This is a genomic window from Neisseria sicca VK64 (genome assembly GCF_000260655.1).
In the GTDB taxonomy this organism is placed as follows: domain Bacteria; phylum Pseudomonadota; class Gammaproteobacteria; order Burkholderiales; family Neisseriaceae; genus Neisseria; species Neisseria sicca_B.
In genome coordinates this window covers 1-4607 of sequence record NZ_AJMT01000196.1, presented here as the reverse complement: position 1 = coordinate 4607, position 4607 = coordinate 1, and the positions used below count along the sequence as shown (strand labels likewise).

The 4607-nt window shown below is 51.5% G+C and carries 5 protein-coding genes and 1 pseudogene; all 6 read left to right on the top strand.

Annotated features, from left to right (window positions below):
- Positions 1–344 precede the first annotated feature (344 nt).
- Positions 345–1412 (top strand): dTDP-glucose 4,6-dehydratase, encoded by a 1068-nt coding sequence (gene rffG, locus HMPREF1051_RS11520; protein WP_003768911.1) that lies wholly within the window; start codon positions 345–347, stop codon positions 1410–1412.
- Between the two features lie 68 nt (positions 1413–1480).
- On the top strand, positions 1481–2356 hold the full coding sequence (gene rfbA / locus HMPREF1051_RS11515) for a glucose-1-phosphate thymidylyltransferase RfbA (protein WP_003768909.1): 876 nt from the start codon (positions 1481–1483) through the stop codon (positions 2354–2356).
- 68 nt (positions 2357–2424) lie between these two features.
- Positions 2425–2964: a dTDP-4-dehydrorhamnose 3,5-epimerase gene (gene rfbC / locus HMPREF1051_RS11510; protein ID WP_003768910.1), complete on the top strand. Its 540-nt coding sequence runs from the start codon at positions 2425–2427 to the stop codon at positions 2962–2964.
- A 105-nt stretch (positions 2965–3069) separates the two neighbouring features.
- A complete protein-coding gene (locus HMPREF1051_RS11505) occupies positions 3070–3948 on the top strand; it encodes a metal ABC transporter permease (protein WP_003768913.1) in 879 nt (292 codons plus the stop codon).
- A gap of 150 nt (positions 3949–4098) precedes the next feature.
- Complete coding sequence (locus HMPREF1051_RS11500; protein ID WP_003764570.1) at positions 4099–4449, top strand: helix-turn-helix domain-containing protein; 351 nt, start codon at positions 4099–4101, stop codon at positions 4447–4449.
- Positions 4353–4607, top strand: a pseudogene (locus tag HMPREF1051_RS15400) (hypothetical protein); the annotation flags it as partial. The gene HMPREF1051_RS11500 and the pseudogene HMPREF1051_RS15400, both read left to right, overlap by 97 nt.

The window sequence follows — 4607 nt, the reverse complement described above, 5'->3', positions numbered from 1 at the left end:
AGACAGCGGCAGGGAGGAATCGGTAGAGGTGGCGGTGATTTCGACGCGGTAGGCGGTGTTGGCGGCTTCGGAGGCGGTGAAGGATTTGACGGAGAGGGACGGGGAGAACCGGGAGAAGGTGAGGTGGTAGGATTGGCGGGCAGTCATGATAACACTAGGATGAATTTATGATGAACGCCGAGAATATACCATAACCATAATGACAAATATATTTGTTAAGATGAATGGCATAAATTTCACCTAAACGGCAAGAAAAATACCATGCCGTTAAATTCCCTCCATGTATACACGTATACATGTATACAGTTATAATTCAAAGCTGTACTGTATCTCAGACCCATTCCATGAAAAAAATCCTCGTTACCGGCGGCGCTGGCTTTATCGGCTCGGCAGTTGTCCGCCACATCATCCAAAATACCCAAGATTCTGTCATCAATCTCGACAAATTAACTTACGCGGGCAATCTAGAATCACTGACCGACGTAGCCGAAAGTCCCCGTTACGCTTTTGAGCAAGTGGACATTTGCAATCGTGCCGAACTTGACCGTGTGTTTGCACAACACCAGCCCGATGCCGTCATGCACTTGGCAGCGGAAAGCCATGTTGACCGCTCTATCGATTCAGCAGGCGAGTTTATCCAAACCAACATCGTCGGCACGTTCAACCTGCTGGAAGCTGCGCGCGCCTATTGGCAACAGATGTCGTCTGAAAAACAGACAGCGTTCCGTTTCCATCACATTTCCACCGACGAAGTCTATGGTGATTTGCACAGCACGGACGATTTGTTTACCGAAACTACGCCCTACGCCCCGTCCAGCCCCTATTCCGCTTCCAAGGCTTCCAGCGACCACCTCGTGCGTGCATGGCTGCGCACTTACGGCCTGCCGACCATCGTAACCAACTGTTCGAACAACTACGGTCCGTATCACTTCCCTGAAAAACTCATTCCATTGATGATTCTGAACGCGCTCGACGGCAAACCGCTGCCCGTGTACGGCGACGGGATGCAAATCCGCGACTGGCTGTTTGTCGAAGACCACGCCCGCGCGCTGTATCAGGTTGTTACCGAAGGCGTCGTCGGCGAAACCTACAATATCGGCGGACACAATGAAAAAGCCAATATCGAAGTGGTCAAAACCATCTGCGCACTGCTGGAAGAACTCGTTCCTGAAAAACCTGCCGGCGTGGCGCGTTACAAAGATTTGATTACCTTCGTGCAAGACCGCCCCGGCCATGACGTGCGCTACGCCATCGATGCCGCCAAAATCGGCAGGGAACTGGGCTGGAAACCGCAGGAAACGTTCGAATCCGGCATCCGCAAAACGGTGCAATGGTATTTGGACAACAAAACCTGGTGGCAAAATGTACTGAGCGGCAGCTACCGTTTGGAACGCTTAGGAACAGGAAAATAAGTTTTCAGACGACCTTCGCAGTCAGAGAGGTCGTCTGAAAATCAAAAACACCCCTTCAGGAGAAACTTATGAAAGGCATCATCCTTGCCGGCGGCAGTGGCACACGCCTCTACCCCATCACACGCGGCGTATCCAAACAGCTCCTGCCCGTGTACGACAAACCCATGATCTACTATCCCCTGTCCGTATTGATGCTGGCGGGAATACGCGAAATCTTGGTCATTACCACCCCCGAAGACAATCCCTCTTTCAGACGACTGCTCGGCGACGGCAGCGATTTCGGCATCTCCATCAGCTACGCCGAACAACCCAGCCCCGACGGCTTGGCGCAAGCATTCATCATCGGCGAAGAGTTCATCGGCAACGACAACGTCTGCTTGGTCTTGGGCGACAATATTTTCTACGGCCAATCGTTTACCCAAACCCTGAAACAAGCCGCCTCCAAAAAACACGGCGCCACCGTGTTCGGCTACCAAGTCAAAGACCCCGAACGTTTCGGCGTCGTCGAATTTGACGAAAACTTCAATGCCTTATCCATCGAAGAAAAACCGAAACAGCCCAAATCCGACTGGGCGGTAACGGGCTTATATTTCTACGACAACCGCGTCGTAGAATTTGCCAAACAGGTCAAACCCTCCGCACGCGGCGAACTCGAAATCAGCACGCTCAACCAAATGTATCTTGACGACGGCTCATTGTCCGTACAGCTTTTAGGACGCGGCTTTGCATGGTTGGACACCGGCACGCACGAAAGTCTGCACGAAGCCGCCTCATTCGTCCAAACCGTGCAAAACATCCAAGACCTGCAAGTCGCCTGCCTCGAAGAAATCGCTTGGCGCAACGGCTGGCTTTCAGACGAGCGTTTGGAAGAACTCGCCCGCCCGATGGCAAAAAACCAATACGGCCAATACCTGTTACGCTTGTTGTCGGGTATAAACCGCTAAGCTCAAATCTATTGTATTCACAGTATCAAGCGTAGTTTTTCTTGATTCGTTCAAGTGGAATTGAAAATATGAAAATCATTGATACCACCATTCCCGAAGTCAAACTTTTAGAACCGCAAGTCTTCGGCGACGCGCGCGGCTTTTTTATGGAAACCTTCCGCGACGAATGGTTTAAGGTCAACGTCTGCGACCGCACCTTCGTGCAGGAAAACCATTCCAAATCAGGCAAAGGCGTATTGCGCGGCCTGCATTACCAAACCGAAAACACGCAAGGCAAACTCGTCCGCGTCGTTGTCGGCAAAGTGTTTGACGTTGCCGTCGATATGCGCAAAGACTCGCCGACTTTCGGCAAATGGGCGGGCGAAATCCTGTCGGCTGAAAACAAACGCCAACTGTGGGTACCCGAAGGTTTCGCACACGGCTTTTACGTTTTGAGCGATGAAGCCGAATTCGTTTACAAATGCACGGACTATTACAACCCGAAAGCCGAACATTCGCTGATTTGGAACGACCCAACCGTCGGCATCGAATGGCCGCTGCAAGGCGAACCCAACCTGTCGCCCAAAGACTTGGCAGGTAAAATCTTGGCAGAAGCCGCAACCTTTTAAGGTCGTCTGAAAACGATTGCAGGCGGTTATCCCATTTGCCCTTATGCGGCAGAATCAGGATAATGCGCCTGCATCGATTATTCTCAAACCCAAACGGCAAACACCATGAATTTTTACGATTTACTGATTTCTCCGTTCGCAGAGTTCGATTTCATGCGTTATGCGCTGGCATCGATATTCTGTTTGGCACTCAGTGCCGCACCTGTCGGCGTTTTCCTCGTGATGCGCCGTATGAGCCTGGTCGGAGACGCATTAAGTCATGCTGTTTTGCCCGGCGCCGCGATAGGTTATATTTTCGCCGGTTTGAGCCTGCCGGCAATGAGCATAGGCGGCTTTGTTGCCGGCATGCTGATGGCTCTTTTGGCAGGATTAGTCAGCCGTTTTACCACTTTGAAAGAGGATGCCAACTTTGCCGCATTTTATTTGAGCAGTCTGGCAATCGGCGTCATCTTGGTCAGCAAACAAAAGGACGGCAGCGTAGATTTACTGCATTTGCTGTTCGGTTCCGTCTTGGCAGTGGACATCCCTGCATTACAACTGATTGCCATCGCCGCCAGCATAACGATCACCGCTTTGGCAATCATCTACCGCCCCTTAGTCTTGGAAAGCATAGACCCTCTGTTCCTAAAAGCCGTTGGCGGGAAAGGCGGCTTTTGGCATGTCGTGTTTCTGGTGTTGGTGGTTATGAACTTGGTTGCCGGCTTTCAAGCACTCGGCACGCTGATGTCGGTCGGACTGATGATGTTGCCCGCCATTACCGCCCGCTTGTGGGCAAAAAATATGGGTATGTTGATTTTATTGTCAGTCTTGCTGGCACTCTTCTGCGGCTTTGCGGGCTTGCTGTTTTCGTATCACGTCGAAATACCGTCGGGTCCCGCCATTATTTTGTGTTGCGGCGTCTTATACACCCTGTCCGTCATCTTCGGCAGCGAAGGCGGCATATTGACCAAATGGATACGCGGCAAAAAACACCGCACTACTTGACGGCAAGTCATACTCTCCAAACCAATCAACCCGTCAATCCATTGTTCCTGACCCGGTTTCATTGCCCAACTGAAAAAAAAGGTCGTCTGAAAAGTGAACTGCACCCCAAAAGTTGGACATCCCCTCCAACTCACAAGGTGCAGTTTTTTTATGAGCAAATATACATTACACTTCAAATACCAAGCCGTACTCCACTACCTGCATATACGCAGCCAACAGCGTACCGCAGAACACTACGGCATTTCCCGAACCCACCTGAGACGATGGATACGCGCCTATCAAGAAGGCGGTATCGGCGCACTCGAACATCCCCAATCCAAAACCATGACCCAACACCGCAAAAACCCCTTCATCGCAGATAAACCCGATCAAGAAAAAACACAGGCAGAGCTTATTGAAGAGTTGTGCTATATGCGCGCAGAGGTCGCCTACCTAAAGGAGTTAAAAGCCCTCAGCCAAAAGCGGACCGAAAAGGACAAAGCCAAACCGTCCAAACACTGAGGGCGCAACACCCGCTCAAATACCTGCTGCACATCGCAAACCTGCCCAAAAGCAGCTTTTACTACCACCACCAAGACCGACCCGACCCCGACGCAGCCGACAAAGCCCTCCTCGTCGAAACCTACCGGCGGCATAAAGGACGCTACGGACAAAGGCGC